Annotated in this window: 16 protein-coding genes; 10 read left to right on the top strand and 6 right to left on the bottom strand. The window is 65.8% G+C overall.

Features of this window, described 5'->3' with window-relative positions; genetic code table 11:
- Window positions 1–100: 100 nt before the first annotated feature.
- Window positions 101–1120 (bottom strand): SAM-dependent methyltransferase, encoded by a 1020-nt coding sequence (locus AB7M16_RS26645; RefSeq protein ID WP_453945525.1) that lies wholly within the window; start codon window positions 1118–1120, stop codon window positions 101–103.
- A 167-nt stretch (window positions 1121–1287) separates the two neighbouring features.
- Between AB7M16_RS26645 and AB7M16_RS26640 the strand changes: the two genes are divergently transcribed.
- The 4 genes from AB7M16_RS26640 to AB7M16_RS26625 all read left to right on the top strand — a co-directional run bounded on the left by AB7M16_RS26640 (window position 1288) and on the right by AB7M16_RS26625 (window position 4221).
- Window positions 1288–2304, top strand: a complete 1017-nt coding sequence (locus AB7M16_RS26640; protein ID WP_212254200.1) for a flagellar motor protein MotA — start codon at window positions 1288–1290, stop codon at window positions 2302–2304.
- 155 nt (window positions 2305–2459) lie between these two features.
- Window positions 2460–3488: a peptidoglycan -binding protein gene (locus tag AB7M16_RS26635; protein ID WP_172784852.1), complete on the top strand. Its 1029-nt coding sequence runs from the start codon at window positions 2460–2462 to the stop codon at window positions 3486–3488.
- Window positions 3488–3934: a GNAT family N-acetyltransferase gene (locus AB7M16_RS26630; RefSeq protein WP_453945524.1), complete on the top strand. Its 447-nt coding sequence runs from the start codon at window positions 3488–3490 to the stop codon at window positions 3932–3934. Before AB7M16_RS26635 ends, AB7M16_RS26630 begins: the two co-directional genes overlap by 1 nt.
- 71 nt (window positions 3935–4005) lie before the next feature.
- Window positions 4006–4221, top strand: coding sequence for a hypothetical protein (locus AB7M16_RS26625; RefSeq protein ID WP_172784854.1), 216 nt, complete (start codon window positions 4006–4008; stop codon window positions 4219–4221).
- 167 nt (window positions 4222–4388) lie between these two features.
- Here the strand turns inward: AB7M16_RS26625 and AB7M16_RS26620 are convergent, their stop codons facing one another.
- On the bottom strand, window positions 4389–6239 hold the full coding sequence (locus AB7M16_RS26620) for an ABC transporter ATP-binding protein/permease (protein WP_453945523.1): 1851 nt from the start codon (window positions 6237–6239) through the stop codon (window positions 4389–4391).
- 198 nt (window positions 6240–6437) lie between these two features.
- Between AB7M16_RS26620 and rpmE the strand changes: the two genes are divergently transcribed.
- Complete coding sequence (rpmE, locus tag AB7M16_RS26615; protein ID WP_027573780.1) at window positions 6438–6665, top strand: 50S ribosomal protein L31; 228 nt, start codon at window positions 6438–6440, stop codon at window positions 6663–6665.
- A 219-nt stretch (window positions 6666–6884) separates the two neighbouring features.
- Here rpmE and rcdA read toward each other — a convergent pair whose 3' ends face one another.
- Both rcdA and AB7M16_RS26605 read right to left on the bottom strand, forming a co-directional pair.
- A complete protein-coding gene (gene rcdA / locus AB7M16_RS26610) occupies window positions 6885–7394 on the bottom strand; it encodes a protease adaptor protein RcdA (protein ID WP_172784856.1) in 510 nt (169 codons plus the stop codon).
- A 601-nt stretch (window positions 7395–7995) separates the two neighbouring features.
- Window positions 7996–8187, bottom strand: coding sequence for a DUF1192 domain-containing protein (locus AB7M16_RS26605; RefSeq protein WP_172784857.1), 192 nt, complete (start codon window positions 8185–8187; stop codon window positions 7996–7998).
- Between the two features lie 118 nt (window positions 8188–8305).
- Between AB7M16_RS26605 and AB7M16_RS26600 the strand changes: the two genes are divergently transcribed.
- Complete coding sequence (locus tag AB7M16_RS26600) at window positions 8306–9304, top strand: NAD(P)H-quinone oxidoreductase (RefSeq protein WP_212254197.1); 999 nt, start codon at window positions 8306–8308, stop codon at window positions 9302–9304.
- Between the two features lie 153 nt (window positions 9305–9457).
- Complete coding sequence (locus AB7M16_RS26595) at window positions 9458–12334, top strand: EAL domain-containing protein (RefSeq protein ID WP_453945522.1); 2877 nt, start codon at window positions 9458–9460, stop codon at window positions 12332–12334.
- A gap of 190 nt (window positions 12335–12524) precedes the next feature.
- Here the strand turns inward: AB7M16_RS26595 and AB7M16_RS26590 are convergent, their stop codons facing one another.
- The gene (locus AB7M16_RS26590) at window positions 12525–12788 is read right to left on the bottom strand and encodes a DUF7662 domain-containing protein (RefSeq protein ID WP_212254195.1); all 264 of its coding nucleotides are present in this window, start codon (window positions 12786–12788) and stop codon (window positions 12525–12527) included.
- A 146-nt stretch (window positions 12789–12934) separates the two neighbouring features.
- Between AB7M16_RS26590 and AB7M16_RS26585 the strand changes: the two genes are divergently transcribed.
- Window positions 12935–14431, top strand: coding sequence for a sensor domain-containing diguanylate cyclase (locus AB7M16_RS26585; RefSeq protein ID WP_172784860.1), 1497 nt, complete (start codon window positions 12935–12937; stop codon window positions 14429–14431).
- A gap of 110 nt (window positions 14432–14541) precedes the next feature.
- On the opposite strand, the gene AB7M16_RS26580 is transcribed toward AB7M16_RS26585, so the two are convergent.
- Window positions 14542–15417, bottom strand: coding sequence for a UTP--glucose-1-phosphate uridylyltransferase (locus tag AB7M16_RS26580; protein WP_172784861.1), 876 nt, complete (start codon window positions 15415–15417; stop codon window positions 14542–14544).
- A gap of 207 nt (window positions 15418–15624) precedes the next feature.
- Between AB7M16_RS26580 and AB7M16_RS26575 the strand changes: the two genes are divergently transcribed.
- Both AB7M16_RS26575 and AB7M16_RS26570 read left to right on the top strand, forming a co-directional pair.
- The gene (locus tag AB7M16_RS26575; RefSeq protein ID WP_453945521.1) at window positions 15625–17007 is read left to right on the top strand and encodes a lytic murein transglycosylase; all 1383 of its coding nucleotides are present in this window, start codon (window positions 15625–15627) and stop codon (window positions 17005–17007) included.
- Window positions 17008–17177: 170 nt separating this feature from the next.
- Complete coding sequence (locus AB7M16_RS26570) at window positions 17178–18890, top strand: SGNH/GDSL hydrolase family protein (protein WP_453945520.1); 1713 nt, start codon at window positions 17178–17180, stop codon at window positions 18888–18890.
- The last annotated feature ends 116 nt before the right edge of the window (window positions 18891–19006 follow it).

The following is a 19006-nucleotide window of genomic DNA, read 5'->3' as shown; positions in this document are numbered from 1 at the left end:
ATTGTCACACAGCTTATGCTGCTGAGATCAGAAGGCTTTTACGGTGTCACTTGATTGTGAGTCGGGGTCCACCGGCGCGTGCTGCGACGGAACATCGCAATTACTCGGCGGCCTTCATCCGGTAGTGGCTGACGCCCCATTCGGTTCCATCGGCGTAGCCGAACAGGCCCGAGGTCGCGAGCAGGAACCAGCGCCAGCGACGGATCCAGAGAGCGGCCTCCTCGCCATAGACCCTGCGCAAGGCGGCCTCGATGGCCTCGCGATGCGCATCGAAATTGGCGAGCCAGTCGTTGGCGGTGCGCTGGTAATGCGTCCCGCTCCAGCACCATTCCTTCTCGACCGCGAAGATATCGTCGAACTGCCTGACCAGGTGATGGCTCGGCATCAACCCGCTTGTATAGAGATGCTGCGCGATCCAGTCGTCGCGATCGGCGGGGTCAAGCAGATGCGAGCCGGAACGGTGGGTGACGACGTGCATGAAGAACCGCCCCTCCGGCGTGAGCCATGACCGCGCGCGCGTCATCAGCTTGCGCCAGTTGTGCATCTGCTCGAACATCTCGACCGAGACGATGCGGTCGAACTGCCCCTCGGGCGCGAACACGTTCATGTCGGCCGTGACCACGCGCAGATTGAGCAATCCGCGCAGCCGCGCCTCCTCCTCGACATAGGCGCGTTGCGCCTGTGAGGTCGCGACCGCCGTCACCCTGGCGTGCGGAAACTGCCGCGCCATCCACAGGGACAGCGAGCCCCAGCCGCAGCCGAGCTCGAGGATGGCCTGGCCGTCGGCCAGGCCGGCATGCTCGACGGTCTGGCGCAGCGCCTCCTCCTCCGCCTCCCGCAAGGTGGTCGCGTCGGTCTTGTAGAAGCAGGAGGAGAATTTACGGTTGGGACCGAGCAAATCGGCGAAGAAGGCGGCAGGCACCTGGTCATGCCCGGCACCTGCGCTCTCGGCGATCGGCCGCAGCATCATCCGGCCGGCAAAGGCGGCATCGTCGCCGGCGCCCAGGGCGGACAGGCGCGTCGCCATGCGGGAGCACAGGCGCTGGATCGCGGCGCGGATCACCACGTCCGGCAGCGGCACACGCTCGGCAGTCCCGATGATCGCGGAAACGACGCTCATGCGCCCCCCGAATGGCGAAATTCTGCAGAGACCTGCTTATCAAAGCGCCGCTTCCGGTCCGGGTTCCCCGAGCTGTCCCCGAAATCGGCGCATCCGGCGCTTTTTTTGGGCCGGCGCTGTGCCATAGTGCGCGCCGCAAGCAAGCTTACGTAACGGATGATACTGGCATGCGGTCTGGCACTTCCCGATCAACCATGGACATCGAGTACACGAAACTGTCCTCGCCCAGCGTCTTCCTGGTGCGGATGCTGGTCTTCCTGGTGCTGTGCACGCTGGTGGGCGTGGTGCTCTACAAGCAGATCATCCAGGCCTTCTTCGCCAATCCCGGGCTCAATGCCCTGATCGGCGGCGTGCTGTTCATCGGCATCATCCTGGCCTTCCGCCAGGTCATCCGGCTCTATCCCGAGGTCTCCTGGGTCAACAATTTCCGCGTCGCCGATCCCGGCCTGGCGCCGTCCCGTCACCCCAAGCTGCTGGCGCCGATGGCGGCGATCCTGGGCGGGGAGCGCTCGGGGCGGATGACCATCACCCAGACCACCATGCGGCACCTGCTCGATTCGATCGCGACCCGCCTGGACGAGGCCCGCGACATCTCCCGCTACATGACCGGCCTGCTGGTGTTCCTCGGCCTGCTCGGCACCTTCTGGGGCCTGATCGAGACGGTCGGCTCGGTCGGCAAGGTGATCGACGGGCTCAAGGTGGGGGGCGATTCCGGGGCGCTGTTCGACACGCTGAAGGAGGGCCTCGCCGCCCCGCTCGGCGGCATGGGCATCTCGTTCTCCAGCTCGCTGTTCGGCCTCGCCGGCTCGCTGATCCTCGGCTTCCTCGATCTGCAATCGAGCCAGGCGCAGAACCGCTTCTACACCGACCTCGAAGACTGGCTCGCCACCACCGTGCGCGAATACGGCAATGGCGAGGTGCCCGCCGCCGCCTCCGGCGGCGGTGTCGCCAGCGGGGAGCTTCAGGCCGCGGTCGAACGCCTGCGTTCCGTGTTCGAGGAAGGCAGCGCCGGCCGCGGCACCACGGCGGCGATGGCGAGCCTTGCCGAAGCGATCCAGGCGCTGGTCTCGCACATGCGCACCGAGCAGCAGATGATCCGCGAATGGGCCGACGGCCAGGGCGAGCAGAACCGCGAGATCCGCCGCCTGTTGGAGCGGATCGCGCGCCAGCCCGAGAAGAGTTGAGGGCTGGCTGAACCATCGTGCCCCGGACGCAGCGCAGCACGCAGTGATGCGCTGCTGAGCCGGGGCCCATTTGACGAGTGAATCTGGGTCCCGGCTCTGCGAAGCAGCGTTGCACGCTGCATCGCGTCCGGGACACGAAAGAAACGGAGACGTTAATGGCTCTAGCGCGCGGCCGCCGCAGCGAAGGCGCCTTCAATTACTGGCCCGGCTTCGTCGATGCGCTGTCGACGCTGGTGCTGTCCATCGTCTTCCTGCTGTCGGTGTTCCTCGTCGTGCAGTTCTTCCTGTCGCAGGAGGTCACCGGCAAGGACAAGGCGCTGGAGCAGCTCAACGCCAAGATCGCCCAGCTCAACGAGCTGTTGTCGCTGGAGAAGCTCGGCAAGCTCACGCTCGACGACCAGGTCTCGCAATTGAAGGCCGGGCTCGCCTCGGCCGAGACCGAGCGCGACCGCATCAAGGGGCTCTATGACGGTCTCGCCGCCGCCGGCAACGACGCGCAAGGCAAGACCGCCGAGCTCGGCAAGGCGCTGGATTCCGAGAAGGCGGTCTCGGCGCGGGCGCTGGCGCAGATCGAGGTGTTGAACCAGCAGATCAGCGCGCTGCGCCGGCAATTGGCGGCGCTGGAAGAGGCGCTCGATGCATCCGAGAAGCGCGACAAGGAATCGCAGAACCGCATCGCCGACCTGGGCTCTCGCCTGAACGTCGCCCTGGCGCAGCGCGTGCAGGAATTGTCGCGCTACCGCTCGGAATTCTTCGGCCGGCTGCGCGCCATCCTCGGCAACCGCCCCGACATCCGCATCGTCGGCGACCGCTTCGTGTTCCAGTCCGAAGTGTTCTTCGACACCGGCCAGGCGGTGCTGCTGCCCGAGGGCCGCGCCGAGCTCGACACCCTGGCGGCCGCGCTGATCGAGCTCGACAAGAAGATCCCGAGCGACATTCCCTGGGTGCTGCGCGTCGACGGCCATACCGACGTGCGCCCCGTCAACGGTCCGAACTTCAAGTCGAACTGGGATCTGTCCGCGGCGCGCTCGATCTCGGTGGTGCAATATCTGGTCTCGCTCGGCGTGCCCGCCCAGCGCCTCGTCGCCGCCGGCTTCGGCGAGTTCCAGCCGCTCGATACCGGCAACACGGAAGAGGCCTACAAGCGCAACCGCCGCATCGAACTGAAACTGACGGAGCGGTAGTGAGCGCGCTCCACCTCCGCCCCTACGCGGCCTTCGACGAGGCCGCCGCGATCGATCTCTGGCATCGCACCTGGCAGCAGGCCTATCCGCAGATCGACTTCGCGGCGCGGCTGGACTGGTGGCGCGAGCGCTGGTGCAAGGATCTGGTGCCGAAGGCCCAAATCGTGGTGGCGGAACAGGACGGCGCGCTGATCGGTTTCGTCACCATCGACGGCGACGGCTATCTCGACCAGCTCGTGGTCGATCCCGCGCATTGGGGCTCGGATGCGGCACGGCTGCTGGTGGACGAGGCCAAGCACCTGTCACCGTCTGGCGTCACGCTGCTCGTCAACAAGGACAATGCCCGCGCCATCCGCTTCTACGAGCGCAATGGCTTTGCCCATGCCGGCGACGACGTGAACCCGACCTCGGGCCGGCCGGTGTTGAAGATGGTGTGGCGGGCGTGAGGCCTGTCACATCGGGGATCCCAAGGCGCCGGTTATTCGTTGTCTCAAGGCATGGCCGATGGAGACGATCGATGAAGCTGAGCGAGCTGGCCAAGGGGTCCTCGGTGATGCTGGGCGTCATCGTCGCCGGCTATGTGTCGACGACCTATGTCGACCAGCGCTTTGCGACATCGAGCGCCCCTGCGCAGACGAACAGCCCTGAGGGATCAGCCTGCGTCGAAGCAGACGGCAGCTGGAAGAACTGGCCCTGGCCGAACGTGCCGGCGCTGTCGCCGAAGTGCCGGTAAGGTGCGAAGCTCCCTCCACACGTCATTGCGAGGAGCTCTTGCGACGAAGCAATCCAGAGTCTTTCCGCGGAAACAGTCTGGATTGCTTCGCTGCGCTCGCAATGACGAGATTGTAGAACGCGCTTGCAATACTCTCACTGTCGCAAGTGCGGCTGCGTTGAGGCGCCTCACGCCCCCTCGAACTGCAGCCTCGCCAGCCGGGCATAGAGCCCGTTCGCGGCCACGAGCTCGGCATGCGTGCCCTGCTCGACGATCCGGCCCTGGTCCATCACCAGGATGCGGTCGCAGGAGAGCACCGTGGCGAGGCGATGGGCGATCACCAGCGTGGTGCGGTGGCGCATCAGCTCTTCCAGCGCGGTCTGCACCAGCGTCTCGCTTTCGGCGTCGAGCGCGGAGGTGGCTTCGTCCAGCAGCAACAGCGGCGCGTCGCGCAGGATGGCGCGCGCGATCGCGATGCGCTGGCGCTGACCACCGGAGAGCGTCACGCCGCGCTCGCCGAGCGCCGTCTCGAAACCTTCGGGCAGGCGGCGGATGAATTCGGCGGCATGGGCGAGCTCGGCGGCGCGCTCGACCTCGGCATCGGTCGCATCGGGCCGGCCGAAGCGGATGTTCTCGCGGGCGCTCGCGGCGAACACCACCGATTCCTGCGGCACCAGTGCGATGCGCGCGCGGAAATCCCCGGGGTCGGCGGACTTGACCGGCACGCCGTCGAGCGAGATCGACCCGCTGCGCGGATCGTAGAAGCGCAGCAGCAGATGAAAGATGGTGCTCTTGCCGGCGCCGGAGGGACCGACGATCGCGACCTTCTCGCCGGGGCGCACGGTGAACGACACCGCGTCGAGCACCTTGACGTCGGACCGTGCCGGATAGGCGAAGCTGACCCGATCGAAGCCGACCTCGCCGCGCGCCGGCACCGGCAGCGCAAGCGGCGCCGCAGGCGCGGCGATCTCGGGCTGGACGTGGAGGATCTCGAACAGGCGCTCGGCTGCGCCCGATGCGGCCGAGACCTCGCCCCAGACCTCGCTGAGCTGGCCGAGGCCGGCTGCGGCAAACACCGCATACAGCACGAACTGGCCGAGCCGGCCCGGCGTGATCGCGCCGGTGAGCACGTCATGCGAGCCGATCCAGAGGATGGCGACCACGCTTGCGAACACGATGAAGATGATGATCGCCGTCAGCACGGCGCGGGCCTGGGTCGAGGTGCGCGCGGCTTCATAGGCCTGCTCGACCTCGCCGCCGAAACGCTTCTCGGCAAATTGCTCGCTGGTATAGGCCTGCACGGTGCGGATCGCGCCGACCAATTCGCCCGCATAGGCGGAGGCATCGGCGAGCGTGTCCTGCGCGTTGCGCGACAGGCGCCGCACCCAGCGGCCGAACGCCACCAGCGGCAGCACGATCAGGGGAATGGCGAGCAGCACGAAGCCGGAGAGCTTCGGGCTCGTGATCACCATCATCGCCGTCGCGCCCAGGAACATCATAAGGTTGCGCAGCGCGATCGAGACGGAGGCACCGACGGCCGATTTCAGCTGGGTGGTGTCGGCGGTGAGGCGCGAGATCAGTTCGCCGCTGCGCGCGGAATCGAAGAAGGCGGGGGAGAGCGACAGCAGATGGGCGAAGACGTCGCGCCGGAGGTCGGCGACGATGCGTTCGCCGATCGTCATCACGAGGTAGTAGCGCGCGGCACTGGCGATCGCGAGCACGGCAACGACCGCGAGCATGACCGAGAAGTAGCTGTTGATCAGCTCGATGCCCTCGGGCGTCAGGCCGAAATCGATCATCCTGCGCACCGCGACCGGCACCAGCAGCGTCGTCAGCGCGGCGATCGTGAGCGCGACGAAGGCCAGCGCCGCGCGGCCGCGATAGCGGATCACATAGGGCGCGAGCGCCAGCAGCGGCCGCAGCTTGGCGCGGCCCTTGGCCGGCGCTTCGATCAGCTCGGCCTCGATCGAGGGGGTGTCCGCGGCGTTCATTGCGGGCTGATCGACATATTGGTCATCAAGCCGTTCCACTGCGCTCATGAGATCCGACCCATTGCATTCGTTTGCTCCCAATAGGCCGGTGCATCAGTAGTGGCAAATCCGGGAAGTCCCTTAGGGCAAACCCCCGGTTCACCGCGGCAGCATGGCTTGTTTTGCCGGGTTTCGTGAGGTATAGAGCCGCCCAAATCCGTCATTCGCGAGCCACCCAAGAAGGCGCCGGAGCGCCGAGGAATTGCCATGAAAGCCGAAATTCATCCGAATTATCATACGATTAAGGTCGTCATGACCGACGGAACCGAGTACCTGACCCGCTCCACCTGGGGCAAGGAAGGCGACACGCTGAACCTCGACATCGACCCGAAGTCGCACCCGGCCTGGACCGGCGGCTCCGCCCAGATCATGGACCGCGGCGGCCGCGTCTCGCGCTTCCAGAAGAAGTTTTCGGGCTTCCTCAAGAAGGATTGAGCCGGCCGCAAGGCTGGACATGAAAACGCCCCCGGGAGACCGGGGGCGTTTTTGTTTTGGGGCCGGTCGTCGGCCAAGGCTGAGGACTCGCAGGGTGGGCAAAGCGAAGCGTGCCCACGACCTCTATTGTGATCCCAAAAGAGAGAGAGAGAGAGAGAGAGAGAGAGATGGTGGGCACGGCGCTTTGCGCCTTTGCCCACCCTACGGCACCGGTGAGACCTACCGCTCGAACGCGGCCTTCAGCGCGTTGAGATGCGGCACCAACGGATTGCCGATCGCGGCCTGCTCGGCCGGCGGGGTATGGATCGTGCTGTCGAGGCGGCGGACACGGGTCTGCAGGCTCATCGAGCGATGGATCAGGTCCTGAAGCTGTGCGGGCAACTTCTCGATGGTGTCGGCCGGGCCGGGATCGGCGGCGGTGAGCTTGACCTTGGTCTTCTCACGGTTGGCCTGGCTCAGCGTCATCTCGCCTTCCTTCACCGCGCGGTGCAGCAGCAGCCAGGAGGCGAGCTGCATCAGGCGCGTGGTGAGGCGCATGCTCTCGGTCGCATAGGTGAGGCTGACGGCGCGGTCGAGGGCCTTGGCCTCGACGCGGCCAGCGCCGTCGAGATAGGCGGCGGTCTCCTCGACGAGGTCCATGCCCTCCCGGAACAGGCTGCCGAACGCCGCAGAATTGGTGAATCGCTCGCTGAGCTGAACGAGAGCGCCTTCGGCCTGCAAACGTTCCATGGTTAACGCCTCTTACGCAACTGTTTGACTGCCCGGCTTTGGGCCGGCTTATGATGAACAAATCATTGCGCGGGCGGGACGCGGAGTCCAGTGACAAGCGCGGATATGGTTTCCGCGGGTCAATCCTTCGGAATGCAACCGGACGGGGATGCTAGATAGCGGGAGCGGAAGCAAAAAAAGAGCCGCCGGAGACCGGCGGCTTTGAAAGTTGATAACAGGGAGGCGTCAAACAGAGTGGACAGGAGCCACTCGGTGTCCAAACGAGGACAGTTCCAGTCATAAACCCGAAAGCTTAATCCGAAGTAAACGAGCTAATTTTTTGGGATTTCGTTAGCCATGTCGGCCAGTGGCCGAATGAAGTGCGGAACAATCCTCAGCCGTCATTCCGGGGCGCGACGACGTCGCGAGCTACGATGCGCAATTGCGCATCTGAGAATCCATAACCACAGGCGGATGGAGTAGCCGGCCACGATCAGCGTGCCCGTATCAACGGCCTGTGGCTATGGATTCCGGGCTCGGCGCTGACGCGCCGCCCCGGAATGACGAGGCGGAGAAAGTTCGGCCCACGCGTCCGGGACGACAGTCGGTTCTGTGGTGACCACTACGACTTGAAAATGCTGTTCGCCGCATCGCGCGAGGCGCGCTTCTTGGTGGCGGCTTCCTCCAGTCTTGCGATCTCGGTCTTGAGCAGCGCGACACGCTCGGTCAGTTCCTCCACTGACAAGAGTGAGAGGTCCTGTCCAATCTCATGGCTGATCTTCTTGCGCGGGCGGTCGTCGTCTTCCATCGGCATCGTCGTTCCTCCTCTCGTCCGCGGACCGGACCACATGGCCTAAGGCGGTTGCCAGCCTGCACCGCGCTGGCTAAGCAAGGGCCTCGTTTCCTCCCGCACCTTTGCTCAAGGACACATCATGGACAAGCTGCCCGCGCAAATGACCGTGGTCGCCATCTCCAAGCCCGGCGGGCCGGAAGTGCTGGTGCCGGAGCAACGCAGCGTTCCGCAGCCCGGTCCCGACGAGATCCTGGTCAAGGTGATGGCAGCCGGCGTCAACCGGCCCGACGTGGCGCAGCGCTCCGGCGCCTATCCGCCGCCGCCCGGCGCCAGCGACCTGCCCGGCCTCGAGATCGCGGGCGAAGTCGTCGCGGTCGGCAGCAATGCCAAGCGGCACAAGGTCGGCGACAAGGTGATGTCGCTCGTCGCCGGCGGCGGCTATGCGCAGTACTGCATCGCGCAGGATGCCCAGGCGATGAGCGTGCCGCCGGCGCTGTCGATCAAGGAAGCCGGCGCTCTGCCGGAAACCCTGATGACGGTCTGGCACAACGTGTTCGAGCGCGGCGGCCTCAAGGCCGGCGAGACGCTGCTGATCCATGGCGGCTCCTCCGGCATCGGCACCATGGCGATCCAGCTTGCGAAAGCCTTCGGTGCAAAAGTGTTCGTCACCGTGGGATCGCAGGACAAGATCGATGCCTGCCTCAAGCTGGGTGCCGACCGCGCCATCAACTACAAGAGCGAAGACTTCGTCGCCGTGATCAAGGCGGAGACCAACAACGTCGGCGTCAACCTGATCCTCGACATGGTCGCCGGTGACTATGTCGACCGCAACTATGATGCCGCCGCGGTCGACGGGCGCATCGTCCAGATCGCGACCCTCAACGGCCCCAAGGTCAGCGTCAACATCGCCAAGGTCATGGTCAAGCGCCTGACCCATACCGGCTCGACCTTGCGCCCCCGTAGTAATGCGGACAAGGCCGCGATGGTGGCCGCGATCGAGCAGAAAGTGATGCCGCTTTTGCGCGAAGGCCGCATCAAGCCGGTGATGGACAGCACTTTCCCGCTGGAAAAGGCCGCAGACGCCCACCGGCGCATGGAAACGAGCGCACATATTGGCAAAATTGTGTTGGAGGCCTAGGCCGCCGGCCGACAGGGCAAGCCGGAAACCCTTTGATTTTCCTCGCTTTCGTGGCATCTATCGCGACGCACCGAACCACATCGGTTCGGTCTGAAATCGCCTTCTAGATTCGCCTTGCACTGACGAGTTTGCGTCGAACGCGGAGAACTGACCTTGCGTCTGATCAGGTGCCTCGCGCCCATCGCGCTGGGCCTCATGATTCTCGTCGCCGCGTATCCCGCGCGCGCGCTCGACGCCGTCAGCGTCCGTGGCGACGCGCCCGCGATCGACCTCACCAGCGTGCTCGAGCATCAGCGCAGCGATGCCGATCGCATCCAGGTTTCCACCGCGCCCGGCACCGACGGCATCGTCCGCCGCATCGAGGTGCGCGCCCGCGAGGGCGGCCAGAACTGGGTGGTGTTCGCGCTCGCCAACAACACCGACGACCAGCTCGACCGCCTGATCGTCGCCCCGCATTACCGCATCGTCTCTTCGGGATTGCTGTGGCCCGACCTCGGCCTGTCGCGCATCGCGACCATCACGCCCTCGATCGGCGACCGGCCGGAACGGCAGGAAAGCGCCACCGCGGACGTGTTCCGCATCACGCTCGACCCCGGCGCCGTCGTCACCTTCGTCGCGGAGCTGCGCACCGACAAGCTGCCGCAGCTCTATCTGTGGGAGCCGGAAGCCTACAAGGACAAGGTCAACTCGTTCACGCTGTACCAGGGCATCGTGATCGGCATCTCCGGCTTGCTCGCCCTGGTGCTGACCATCCTGTTCGTGGTGAAGGGCAGCATCATGTTCCCGGCCGCGGCAGCGCTGGCCTGGGCGGTGCTGGTCTATATCGGCGTCGATTTCGGCTTCTGGGGCAAGGTGCTCGACATGTCGAACAACGCCGAGCGCATCTGGCGCGCGGCGGGTGAGGCGATCCTGGCGGCGACGCTCTTGGTGTTCCTGTTCGCCTATCTCAATCTCAGCCGCTGGCACGTGCGCTATTCGCACATCACGGTGGGCTGGCTTGCGTTCCTCGGCTCGCTGGTGGCGCTCGCCCTGTTCGATCCGGCAGTGGCCTCCGGCATTGCGCGCATCTCGCTGGTGCTGATCGCCTTCGCCGGCTTCGCGCTGATCGTCTATCTCTCCACCCACGGCTTCGACCGCGCCGTGCTCTTGATCCCGACCTGGTTCCTCCTGGTGGTCTGGGTGGTGGCGGCCGGCATGACGGTCGCGGGCTCCGTCACCAACGACATCGTCGGCCCTGCCCTGCTCGGCGGCCTCGTGCTGATCGTGATGCTGATCGGCTTCACGGTGATGCAGCACGCCTTTGCCGGCGGCGGTGCCAGCACCGGCGTCGTCTCCGACATCGAGCGGCGCGCCCTGGCGCTGGCCGGCTCCGGCGACCTGATCTGGGACTGGGACGTCTCGGCCGACAAGGTGTTTACGAGCCCCGAGACCGAAGCCCTGCTGGGACTGAAGCGGGGCACGCTGGAAGGGCCCGCCGCCTCCTGGCTCGAGGTGCTGCACCCGCTCGACCAGGACCGTTTCCGCGCCGCGCTCGACAGCGTGCTCGACCAGCGCCGTGGCCGTCTGGTGCAGGATTTCCGCCTGCGCACCCCGGACGGCCACTTCATGTGGTTCGCGCTGAAAGCGCGCCCGGTGGTCGGCTCGGACGGCGAGGTCTCGCGCGTGGTCGGCACGCTCACCGACGTCACCGAGCTGCGCAATGCCGAGGAACGCCTGCTGCACGATTCCGTGCATGACAATCTCACCGGCCTGCCCAACCGCAAGCTGTTCATGGACCGGCTCGGTGCGGTCGCGCATTTCGCCAAGACCATGCCGACGCTGCGGCCGACGCTGATGGTGATCGACCTCGACCGCTTCAAGCAGGTCAACGATTCCGTCGGGATTGCGGTCGGCGATTCCATCCTGCTCACTTTGGCGCGCCGCCTCACCCGCATCCTGAAGCCGCAGGACACGCTGGCCCGGATGGCCGGCGATCAGTTCGGCCTGATCTTGCTCTCGGAGCAGGACCCGGCGCGCATCACCGCTTTTGCCGAGACGATCCGCAAAACCATCCGCGCGCCGATCGCCTTCAACGACCGCGAGATCTTCCTCACCGCGTCGATCGGCCTCGCGCTGTCCGATCCGCAAACCCAGCTCACGGACGAGATCATCAAGGATGCCGAGCTGGCGATGTATCATTCCAAGCGCATCGGCGGCGACCGCATCGACGTCTACAAGCCGGCGATGCGCGCGCGGAAGACCGACCGCCTGACGCTGGAGAGCGAATTGCGCCGCGCCATCGAGCGCCAGGAGATCACGATCCTGTACCAGCCGATCGTGCGGCTGGAGGATCGATCCGTCGCCGGCTTCGAGGCGCTGGCGCGCTGGGATCATCCGAAGCTCGGACGCATGGCGCCCTCGGAGTTCATCTCGATTGCGGAAGAGACCGGCCTGATCGTCGACCTCGGCATGTTCGTGCTCGACCAGACCGCCAAGCAGCTTTCGGTGTGGCAACGCGCGATGCGCTCGCGCGAGCCGATCTTCGCCTCCGTCAACGTCTCGTCACGGCAGCTGCTGCGCCACGATTTGATCCACGACATCCGCACCGTGCTGTCGCGCTCCTCGGTGGCGCGCGGCACGCTCAAGCTCGAGCTGACGGAATCGCTGGTGATGGAGAATCCGGAGCACGCAGCCCAGATGCTGACCCGGATCCGCGAGCTCGGCACCGGGCTGTCGCTCGACGATTTCGGCACCGGCCATTCCTCGCTGGCCTATCTGCAGCGCTTCCCGTTCGACACCATCAAGATCGACCAGTCCTTCGTGCGCACCACCAGCCGCGGCACCCGCCCCGTGATCCTGAAGTCGATCATCGCGCTCGCGCACGATCTCGGCATGGACGTCGTCGCCGAAGGCGCCGAGACGGATTCGGACGCCGTCGAGCTCTACCAGATGGGCTGCGAATACGCGCAAGGCTTTGCCTTCGGCGAGCCGATGGACGCGGACGCGGCGATGCGGCTGCTTACGGAAGTGCGGCTGGAAGCGGCGAGCTGATTGCTCTCTTACCCTCCCCTGGAGGGAGAGGGTCGATCGCGCGCAGCGCGAGCGGGGTGGGGTGATCTCTCCACTCGGGCACCGCATCAGTCGAGAGACTGTCACCCCACCCCGGCTCGCAATCTCGCTTCGCTCGATCGCGAGCCGACCCTCCCCCTCCAGTGGAGGGTGGACGGCGTGCCCTACGATACTATCGCCGCCGCTCGTTCTTCTGCTTCCTGAACCTTACGCTCTGGCCGTCCGGCATGCGCGTTGCCACGAAGCCGGCGGCGAGGCAGGCTTCGCGTTGCGGCATCTGGATGTCGGGGCTGCGCAGGCTGTCCCACCATGAGGCACGCTGGGCCGCGCGCGGCAGCGCCGCGCCGATGATCTCCTCGATCTGCTCGAAGCTCAGCACGAGCTCCTCCTGCTTCTGCCGCAGCAGATAATCGCGCAACGCATCGTAGTCGTTCACACTCGTCCTCTCGTCCGGGGCCGAAGATCAGGTCTGCTCAAAACCGTCAGCCGCATAAACCGATTCTTAACTCATTGCAGCAGCGCCGTCGCGGCTTAAACACTACGCAAGCTTTCGGGCGCATCCACTATGGACAGGAGCGAACAATGTTCTCTGGATGGCGCGACGTTGCGGCCCGCCGGCCGTGGCGGATTTCGGCGAAGCTGCTGATCATCTCGTCCGTGGTGACGGTGATCGGCTTTTCCGCCATTTGCGTCAACGTCATGCTCGACATGCGCCGCGGCGAGGAGGCGCTCGCCCGCCAGACGCTGGAAAACCTTGCGACCACGATCGAGTCCGACGTCAGCCGCAACGTCGAGATCTACGATTTGTCGCTGAAGGCGGTCGCCAGCAACATGCTGCTGCCCGAGCTGGCGACGGTCTCGAAGCCGATTCGTCACCTGATCCTGTTCGACCACGCAACCACCGCCAGGCATTTCGGCGCCATCCAGGTGTTCGACGCCGAGGGCCGGCTGACCATCGACGCCTCCACGCTCGATCCGCTGCCGGAGGACCGCAGCGAGGAAGACTATTTCAGGGTTCACCGGGACAATCCCGGCGCGGAGCTGTTCATCAGCCGTCCCATGCTGTTTCGCGGCGCCTACTCGATCGTGCTGAGCCGGCGCATCAGCGACGCGGACGGCGGCTTCATGGGCGTCGTCGCCGGCTCGATCCGCTTCAGCTATTTCCACGAATTGTTCGATCGGCTCAACCTCGACCCCGACGACACCATCACCGTGCTCAAGCGCGACCGCACCATCATCATGCGGCGGCCATTCGATCTCGACGTCATCGGCACGAACCTGAACGACCGCCAGAACTGGAAGGCCGACAATCTCAGGGTCGGCGCCTCCTATTCGGGACAGGGCCCGGTCGATCCGACGCCGCGACTCTATGTCCGCAGCAAGAACAATGGTCCGCTGTTCGTGGTCGCCGGCAAGCCTTTGGCCGCGGTGTTCGCGCTCTGGCAGAAGGAGGCGATCCGCATCGGCGCCGTGGTGCTGGCGCTCGCACTGTTCGTGCTGGGATCGACGCTCGTGCTCGCGCGCGAAATCGGCCGGCGCGCCGAGGCCGAGCGCAAGCTCGAGGAGTTGGCGACGACGGACGCGCTCACGGGCCTGAAGAACCGCCGCAAGTTCGATTCCGTCATCGACGTCGAATGGCGGCGCGCCATGCGCCAGAAGGCGCCGATCGCGCTGCTCATGATCGATGCCGATCATTTCAAGGCCTACAACGACACCTTCGGCCATCAGGCCGGCGACCAGGTGCTGGTCGGCATCGCCATCTGCATTTCCGATTCGGTGAGCCGCGCCGGCGACTGCGCGGCGCGCTATGGCGGCGAGGAATTCGCCGTGCTGCTGCCGAACACCTCGGCCGCCGATGCCTTCAAGGTGGCGGAGACGATCCGCCTCAAGGTGCAGGGCTGGTCCGACGATCAGGCGATGTCGACGGTGTCCTGCGGCATCGCCAGCCTCGTCCCCGCCGCCGGCATGGACTGGGCGCTGCTGGTTGCCGCCGCCGACAAGGCGCTCTACGCCGCCAAGGCCGGCGGGCGCAACCAGTCGGTGGTGGCGAGCCTGCCGCAGCTGTCGCTGGTGGCGTGAGGCGCTGTTCTCTCGCAGTCATTGCGAGCGAAGCGAAGCAATCCAGTATCTCTCCGCGGATACATCACTGGATTGCTTCGTCGCTTCGCTCCTCGCAATGACGCCGGGAACTACTGCCCCAAATATTTCTTCATCTCGGCGATCAGGCCGTCGCGCAATTCCGGGCGCTTCAAGCCGTAGGCGATGTTGGCGCGCAGGAAGCCGGGCTTGGAGCCGCAATCATGGCGCTCGCCCTCGAACTCGACGCCGTAGAATTTCTGCGTCTTGGCAAGCCCGATCATGGCGTCGGTGAGCTGGATCTCGCCGCCGGCGCCGCGCTCCTGGGTCTCCAGGATCTTGAAGATCTCCGGCTGCAGGATGTAGCGACCGGTGATCGAGAGGTTGGAGGGCGCCGTGCCCTTGGCCGGCTTCTCGACCATGCCGTCGACCTCGAACATTTTGCCGTTGCGCTTGCCGACGCCGCAGATGCCGTATTGGTGGGTCAGATGATCGGGCACCGCCTCGACCGCGACCAGATTGGATTTTTCGCCGAGCGAGGACGCCATCTCGATCATCTGCTTCAGGCAGCCCGGCGTATTGAGCACGAGCTCGTCCGGCAGCACCACGGCGAACGGCTCGTTGCCGACGATGTCGCGCGCGCACCAGACCGCGTGGCCGAGGCCGAGCGGCGCCTGCTGCCGGGTGAAGCTGACCGCGCCGGCTTCCGGCTGGTTCTGCGCCAGGATGTCCTGCTCGGCTTTTTTGCCGCGTGCGGCCAGCGTCGCGTCGAGCTCGAACATCCGGTCGAAATGATCCTCGATGACAGCCTTGTTGCGGCCGGTGACGAAGACGAAGTGCTCGATGCCGGCTTCCTTCGCCTCGTCATAGACGTACTGGATCAGGGGCTTGTCGACGATGGTCAGCATTTCCTTCGGCATTGCCTTGGTGGCAGGCAGAACGCGGGTGCCGAGGCCGGCGACGGGGAATACAGCTTTGCGAATCTTCATGGGATCGATCGAATACCTTGGGGCACATGGGACGGGAGCAATGGCATTCTTGCTAGCCTGTTTGCAGCCGCCAACAAAGGCGGATGTGGGGCCTCGCCCAGACAGAGTTAAGAAAAAGGCCGTCACCAAAATTTCACCTTTGTTAAGCTATTGGCAACGCTAACCAGGCCTCCTGTGGCGGGTTTTCAGGCCGACGGGTGGGATATGATGCAATCAATGGCAGGACTGGCGAGACGGGCTGGCGGCGCAGTCGTTGCGGCCGCTTTGCTGCTGCCGGCCGGCGCGCAAGCGCAGGCACAGAACGGCCTGTCGAACCTGTTCGGCGGCATCTTCTCGGGATCGAACCCGGCACCGGCGCAACCCACACCTGGCCCGAGCGGCGCGCCGACGGGAGCATTGCCCTGGAGCGGCGAGGACGGCGCCTCCGGCCATCCCTTGATGACGGCCGCCGCGATCCGCGAGGCTGCCGGCAACTTCAACAATTGCGTCGCTGCGATGTGGCCCGATGCTGCACGGCGCGGCGTCACGCAGGAGAACTTTCAGCGCTTCACCGCCGGACTCTCGCCCGACCTGCGCATCATGGACCTCATGGACTCGCAGCCGGAATTCACCAAGTCGATCTGGGACTATCTCGACATCCTGGTGAACGACAACCGCCTCGCCAAGGGCCGCGAGGTCCTCGCCAAATACAAGGCGCAGTTCGACGCGACTGAGAAGGCCACCGGTGTCGACCGCACCATCATCGCCTCGATCTGGGGCATCGAGTCCAATTACTCGACGCAGATGGGCGACCGCAGCGTGCTGCAATCGACCGCGACGCTCGCCTGCATCGGCCGCCGCCAGGCCTATTTCAAGGACGAATTCCTCTCCGCGCTGGAGATCCTCAACCGCGGCGATCTGCGTCCGGAGCAGCTGCGCGGCTCCTGGGCCGGCGCGTTCGGCCCGACCCAGTTCATGCCGACCGCGTTCAAGCGCTTCGCGGTGGACGGAGACGGCGACGGACGGCGCGACGTCGTCGACAATCCAACGGACCTGATTGCGTCGACCGCCAACAATCTGAAGAAGGATGGCTGGCAGCCCGGCCAGACCTGGGGCTTTGAGGTCGTGGTGCCGCAAGGCTTCAACTACATGCTGGCCGACCGCGCCAAGGCGATGCCGATCGCGCAATGGGAGAAGCTCGGGCTCAAGCGTCCGAACAACCAACCCTTCCCGCAGCCGGCGGAGAAAGCTTACCTGCTGGCGCCGGCCGGCGCGCAGGGACCGGGCTTTCTGATGCTGCAGAATTACCGCGTCATCATGAAGTACAATCCGGCCGAGGCCTATGCGCTGGCGATCGGCCATTTCGCCGACCGCTTGCGCGGGGGACAGCCCTTCGTGCAGCCCTGGCCGCGGCAGGAGCGCGAGCTGTCGCGGACCGAGCGGCTGGAGATGCAGCAACTGCTGGCTCAGCGCGGCTTCTACAAGGGTACCCCGGACGGCCAGTTCGGCGGCATGACCAGGGAGGCCTTGCGCAACTTCCAGGCCTCGATCGGGGCCCCCGCCGACGGTTTTGCCTCGTCCGACGTGCTGGACCGGCTGCGCGGGCGGTAAAATCGCGCCTGAAGTAACCTTGAAGGCGGATTTTGCCTGAAAACCTTGACCGGGACTGGTGTTCCCCGGTCTATGGACAAGAATCTGCGATGGAATTTGCCCGTTTGGCGCCTGATTCCGTTATTATATGAAGCTAACTCCGATCCTCCATTGCGCGCGCCCGAGATCGCATGTCGAAGAAGTCCCTGTTCAAGGCGCTGACCGAGACCGGCCCGTTGATCGCGCTGGGGACGGCGCTTGCGATCCTGGTGTCGGTGGCGGCACCGGCTTCGGCACAGTTCTTCAACTTCCCCGGCTTCGGCGGGCCGCCGCAGCGTTCGGCCCCACCACCGCCACCCCGGGGCGGCGGAGGTGGCGGCTGGTTCGGCGGCGACTTCTTCGCACCATTCCAGCAGCAGCCGCAGCAAGCGCCGCGCCAGGATTTTTCGCGCGCGCCGGCACCGGCCAAGCGCGACACCATTCCTGAGAAGAACGTGCTGGTGATCGGTGATGCCATGGCCGACTGGCTCGCCTATGGCCTCGAAGACGCCTACGCCGAGCAGCCCGACATGGGAGTGATCCGCAAGCACAAGACCACGTCCGGCCTGATCAAGTACCAGCCCAAGGGCGAGCCCGCGGACTGGGCCGCGGCGGCCAAGGGCATTCTCGAGACCGAGAAGCCCGACGTGATCGTCGTCATGCTCGGCCTCAACGACCGCGTCGCGATCCGCGAGCCGGCCGCCGACAAATCCGACAAGGCAGCCGCGGAAAAAGACAAGGACAAGAAGAACGACAAGGGTGCGCGCGCCAAGCCACAAGCAAAGCCGGGCGACGCCAAGCCCGACACCGCCGCCAAGCCGGACGACAAGCCTGCCGATGCCGACCTGCCGCAGGACGACGCCGACAACGCCGACACGCCGGCGGCCGCGCCGGAAAAGACTGCGCGCAACCCGAACGGCCTCTATGAATTCCGCGACGAACGCTGGGTCGAGCTCTACAGCAAGAAGATCGAGGAGCTCGCGGGTGTGCTCAAGGCCAAGGGCGTGCCCGTGCTCTGGGTCGGCCTGCCCGCAGTTCGCGGACCGAAGGGCACCGCGGACACGCTGTTCCTGGATTCGCTGTATCGTGAGGGCGCGGCCAAGGCCGGCATCACCTATGTCGACGTGTGGGACGGCTTCGTCGACGAGGCCGGCCGCTTCCTGCAGAAGGGCCCGGACTTCGAAGGCCAGATCCGCCAGCTGCGCAGCTCCGACGGCGTCTACTTCACCAAGCCTGGCGCGCGAAAACTCGCACATTATGTCGAGCGCGAGATCACGCGCCTGCTTGCAGGACGCTCCGGCCCGATCGCGCTGCCGAGCGAGCCTGCGACCCCCGACACCAGCGCCGAGCCGGGCAAGCCCGCGCCGCGGCCGCTGGCCGGGCCAATCGTGCCGCTCGTTGCAGCCTCGATCTCGACCGATCAATTGCTGGGCGGACCAGGCACGCGTCCCGCCGCCGTCGATGCGCTCGCGGCAAAGACCATGGTGAAGGGTGAGCCGCTGGCAGCTCCCGCCGGCCGTGCCGACGATTATGCCTGGCCGCGCCGGGAAGTCGGCCGCGAGCAGGCCAAGGGCGATACGCCGATGGCGGCAACGACGCCGGACGGCGGGGCGGCTCAGGGCGCACCGGGCGCGGCCGCCGCGATCGCGCCGCCAAAGCTCGCGCCGAAGAAGCCGCCGCTCCCGCCACAGCAGCCGGCCCAGGCAACGCCCTCGTTCAGGGATTTCTTCGGCTTCGGCTCGCCGCAGCCCCCGCCGGCCCCGCGCCAGCTGGCGCCGGCACCCGGACCGCGCAATCCGAATCCCAATCCTGGGGTCCCGCGTCCGCCGGGCAACGTTGGCCGCTCGGCCGAGATGTTCCGGTAATTCGTCTCTGACGATTTCAGATGTCATTCCGGGGCGCGCATGGCGCGAACCCGGAATCCATCGTGCCACCGGCAATGTTGATGAATGGATTCCGGGCTCGCGCCAAGAGGCGCGCC

The sequence above is a fragment of the Bradyrhizobium sp. USDA 372 genome, assembly GCF_053629095.1.
The sequence above is the reverse complement of the archived record's forward strand: the minus strand, read 5'-3'. Positions and strand labels throughout refer to the sequence as shown.

What these genes read in the sequence shown, in the direction of transcription:
- AB7M16_RS26625 (WP_172784854.1), top strand. Translation starts at nt 4,006, where the DNA reads ATGAAGCTGAGCGAGCTGGCCAAGGGGTCCTCGGTGATGCTGGGCGTC.
- rcdA (WP_172784856.1), bottom strand. Translation starts at nt 7,394, where the DNA reads ATGGAACGTTTGCAGGCCGAAGGCGCTCTCGTTCAGCTCAGCGAGCGA.
- AB7M16_RS26580 (WP_172784861.1), bottom strand. Translation starts at nt 15,417, where the DNA reads ATGAAGATTCGCAAAGCTGTATTCCCCGTCGCCGGCCTCGGCACCCGC.
- rpmE (WP_027573780.1), top strand. Translation starts at nt 6,438, where the DNA reads ATGAAAGCCGAAATTCATCCGAATTATCATACGATTAAGGTCGTCATG.
- AB7M16_RS26570 (WP_453945520.1), top strand. Translation starts at nt 17,178, where the DNA reads ATGTCGAAGAAGTCCCTGTTCAAGGCGCTGACCGAGACCGGCCCGTTG.
- AB7M16_RS26575 (WP_453945521.1), top strand. Translation starts at nt 15,625, where the DNA reads ATGCAATCAATGGCAGGACTGGCGAGACGGGCTGGCGGCGCAGTCGTT.
- AB7M16_RS26600 (WP_212254197.1), top strand. Translation starts at nt 8,306, where the DNA reads ATGGACAAGCTGCCCGCGCAAATGACCGTGGTCGCCATCTCCAAGCCC.
- AB7M16_RS26640 (WP_212254200.1), top strand. Translation starts at nt 1,288, where the DNA reads ATGCGGTCTGGCACTTCCCGATCAACCATGGACATCGAGTACACGAAA.
- AB7M16_RS26620 (WP_453945523.1), bottom strand. Translation starts at nt 6,239, where the DNA reads ATGAGCGCAGTGGAACGGCTTGATGACCAATATGTCGATCAGCCCGCA.
- AB7M16_RS26645 (WP_453945525.1), bottom strand. Translation starts at nt 1,120, where the DNA reads ATGAGCGTCGTTTCCGCGATCATCGGGACTGCCGAGCGTGTGCCGCTG.
- AB7M16_RS26585 (WP_172784860.1), top strand. Translation starts at nt 12,935, where the DNA reads ATGTTCTCTGGATGGCGCGACGTTGCGGCCCGCCGGCCGTGGCGGATT.
- AB7M16_RS26635 (WP_172784852.1), top strand. Translation starts at nt 2,460, where the DNA reads ATGGCTCTAGCGCGCGGCCGCCGCAGCGAAGGCGCCTTCAATTACTGG.
- AB7M16_RS26605 (WP_172784857.1), bottom strand. Translation starts at nt 8,187, where the DNA reads ATGCCGATGGAAGACGACGACCGCCCGCGCAAGAAGATCAGCCATGAG.